Here is a 3,233-nt window from a genome sequence, read left to right on the forward strand (position 1 = left end):
GTGCGGGGAGGCCGGGCGTGGGGAGGCCGGGGGGCCTCGGGCGGTGCCCGCCGAGGTCCATGGTGCGGAATTCGGACGTGCCGCGGCCACGCGCGGCCAGGGCCAGGGTGGTGGGTTCGGACGTGCTCATCGTTCTCGCGTGCCTCCTAGGTCGCGAAGCCGGTGGCCTCATCGAGGGAGCGGGAGGGGTAGGCCAGCGGCAGGGTGACGAGCAGCCCCGCGGCCTGGTCGGCGGCGGGCGGCCCGGCGACGCCCGCCGCCTCCAGCCGGTCGCGCTGGGCGGTGGCGTGCTGGGCGAGGGGGCTGACCACGCGCACCGCGGCGCGGACGCGGAGTTCCCGGCCTCCCCCGGGTCCGGAGGACCTGGTCGGCGCCCCCAGGGTGAGGGTGGCCGCGGCGACCACGCGGTCGGCGGTGCAGCCGCCGAGGCCGGACAGGAGGCGGTGCCAGTCGTGCTGGGAGGTGACGGTCGCGGTGAGAGTGGCGTGCGTGGCCGCCGCGCCCGCCCAACTGGACGAGAGGCAACGCCCGTTCGCCTCGGAGTCGCCGAGCTGCCGCAGCAGCCGGCGTGCCTCGGCCGCGCCCAGCGGCGTGGTCGGGGCCCCGTGCGCGGCGAGGCGGGCGCGCAGCCGGGCGGCAGCCGCCGCCACGGCGGCCCCCGCGCCCTCCTCCCCGCCACCGCGCCGGGCGGTGGCCTCGGGCGCGTCGAGCGGCTCGTAGCGCACCACCAGCCAGGACCGCACCGCGACCGGACGGCTCCCGGAGGGGAGCTGGCGGTAGACGACCGTGGGCTGGAAGCGGTGGTGGAAGTCCCAGGACGGCACGCCGAACTGCTCGACCACCACCTGCGCCGCCGCCGGCCGGGCCGGGTCCTCCGCCAGCCACCGCGCCACGATCCCGGCGGGCAGCGCGGGCAGCGTGTCGCCGGGGAACGCCGCGACCACGGCGTGGCCGCGCCCGTCGGAGAGCACGCCGAGGTCTCCCGCGGGCCCCTGGGAGCCGGGGAGGTTCCCCCCTCGCCCCGGGATGTTGCGGTCGGCGAACTCCGTCACGGCGAGGGCGGGCAGCAGGGTCCGGGCCACGCCCAGGCCCTCGGCACGCGCCTCCGGCGTGGGGGGCCCCGACGGGTCGTCACGGTCGGGGGGAGTGACGGCCAGCCTTCCCCGGCGCAGCCGGGCCAGCACCCGCCGGTCCGCCCAGTCCCCGCGGAACCTCACCAGCGACCCCAGCGCGAGCAGCGCGCCGGCGCCGACCAGGACGTAGCCCCCGTTCCCCCAGGCGCTCCGGACGGCAAGGCCCGCGGCCACGCCGCCGAGCCCGGCCTCCACGGCCACGAGCCGGGCCCGGCCGAACCGGACGCGCGCGAACCGGATGCGCCCGAACCTGCCACGCCCGGACCCGGCACGCCCGGACCGCCGGAGGCGGACGCGTCCCCTCCACCTTCTCCTGCCGCTCATGCGCTTCCTCCCTCGTGCTCGCGCGCCGCCGCCTCGGGGGCCAGGACGGGCCCGGCCGGGAGCAGGTCCACGTAGGCGGTGGGCATGGACCGTGCCAGGGCCGGGTCGTATCCGAGGCGCTCGGCGGCGTCCGGAGAGGCCAGCGGGTAGGCCGTTCCGCCGTCGGTGACCAGGGTGTAGGTGCCGCCGGTGCCGGCGGAGGTGGCGGCGCGGACCAGGGTGCCCGAGCCGGCCGGCAGGTAGATCCGGTCCAGCAGGCCCAGCCTGCCGCCGTCGTCGGCCTCGACGGGCACCGTGTCCTCGGGGGCGGGCATGGTCCCCGGCAGGTGGACGGTGGCCCGCCAGGGGGCGTCACCCGGCTGGCTGCCGGGAGGGGTGCTGACGCAGACGGGCTCGTTGCGTTCCAGCGCCTCCGCCTCCGGCACCTCCTCGGGCCACGCCGGGTCGCCCGGATCGCCGCCGGTACGCGGCGCGTGGGCGGCGTCGGAGGCGCTGATCCGGTGGTCCGAGCCGGCCCCGCCGGACAGCAGGGTGTGGACCAGCCCGGAGATGGGGACCAGCCCTTCCGGGCGCACCAGGTAGTGCTGGCGGGTGGCGCCGTCCTCGTCGGTGTGGGCGATGTCGCCGACGGCCGCGTCGAAGGGAAGCTCGACCTCCGGCTCGTCCCCGGCCCCGGGGCCGGGATCGGGGATGGTGATCGCGGGGCCTTCGGGGACGGTGACGATCATCTCGGCGGGAAGCCGCACGGGCTGCCGGAGCAGGCCCAGCAGGTCCCGGATCGCCGGTTCGACGGCGTGGCGCCGGCCCTGGGTCAGCAGCCACAGCCCGCCGTCCTCCGCCTCCACCAGCAGCGTGGTCCCGCCGCTCGCGGCGTTCCCCGTGGGCACGCCGGGAACGGAGACGTACAGGGCGGTCTGCACCGGGTCGCCGCCGGTCTCGGCGGGCGTGGCGCACAGCGTCCAGTCCCCGTCGAGCAGGTCGTCGGCCTCCGGCAGCGCGTCGGGGGCCCCGGGGATGCCGACCGGCAGCCCGCGCGGCGCCTCGTCCAGGGTCGCCTGCCGCACCTCGGTGGGCCGGCCGCCACCGGCCAGCAGGGCGGAGGCGAGGTTGAGAGCGGGGTGCGCCACCCCCTCGGCGATCACGTAGGAGTCGCCGCTGTCGCCGACCACCACCGCGCCGCTGGTCGGCAACGCCGGGCCGCGCCCGCCGCCGAGCCATCCGGCGACGCCGAACCCGGCCATGACGAGGACGCCGACCGCCACGCCGGCGCCGAGTGACCGGTTCAGGCGGCGGCGGGGGTCGAGGCGGGCCTCGTCCGCACCCCTGAGGAGGCTGGTGCTCATGCGGCGGTTGGCGTACGCGTACGCCTCCGCCTGCTCGCGTGTCGTGGCCATGGCTACGGTGTCCGATTTCTGCTCGGGTGCGCGGTGCTGTCGCCGAGGTGGTCCCGGGTCTGCTGGTCGCCGCCGGTGCCGCCGGTGCCGCCGAGCCAGGCGAGGCTGGCGGCGGGCGGGCCCGGCGCGTTCGCCCGCTCCTCCGGCGGGCCGTCCGGTGCTCCGTGGGGCCCGGTCCGGCCCGGCTCGGTGCCGGCCCGCCAGCCGCGCCGGGCCGCCCGGCGCACGCCGGGGGCGGCCAGCAGCACGAGGAGCACGGCGAGCAGCAGCCCGCCGCTCCAGGCCAGTCCGGTGGCGGCGGTCGAGCCGAGCGGCGGCTCGCCCCGCGGCATCGCCTGAACGGGGATACGCCCGGCCGGCGCCTCGCCGCCCTCTCCCCCAT

2 protein-coding genes and 1 pseudogene are annotated in these 3,233 nt (G+C 78.8%); all 3 read right to left on the reverse strand.

The genetic code is table 11. The features are described 5' to 3' along the window. Positions 1-146: 146 nt before the first annotated feature. Positions 147-1,457, reverse strand: a complete 1,311-nt coding sequence (locus ADY01_RS34395; protein WP_049580705.1) for a type VII secretion protein EccE — start codon at positions 1,455-1,457, stop codon at positions 147-149. Continuing rightward, on the reverse strand, positions 1,454-2,851 hold the full coding sequence (gene eccB / locus ADY01_RS34400; RefSeq protein ID WP_049580706.1) for a type VII secretion protein EccB: 1,398 nt from the start codon (positions 2,849-2,851) through the stop codon (positions 1,454-1,456). Before eccB ends, ADY01_RS34395 begins: the two co-directional genes overlap by 4 nt. Before the next feature lie 2 nt (positions 2,852-2,853). After that, positions 2,854-3,233 (reverse strand): annotated as a pseudogene (locus ADY01_RS34405) (hypothetical protein); the annotation flags it as partial.

It is taken from the genome of Streptomyces sp. SBT349, assembly GCF_001083795.1.
Classification (GTDB): domain Bacteria; phylum Actinomycetota; class Actinomycetes; order Streptomycetales; family Streptomycetaceae; genus Streptomyces.

What these genes read in the sequence shown, in the direction of transcription:
- ADY01_RS34395 (WP_049580705.1), bottom strand. Translation starts at nt 1,457, where the DNA reads ATGAGCGGCAGGAGAAGGTGGAGGGGACGCGTCCGCCTCCGGCGGTCC.
- eccB (WP_049580706.1), bottom strand. Translation starts at nt 2,851, where the DNA reads ATGGCCACGACACGCGAGCAGGCGGAGGCGTACGCGTACGCCAACCGC.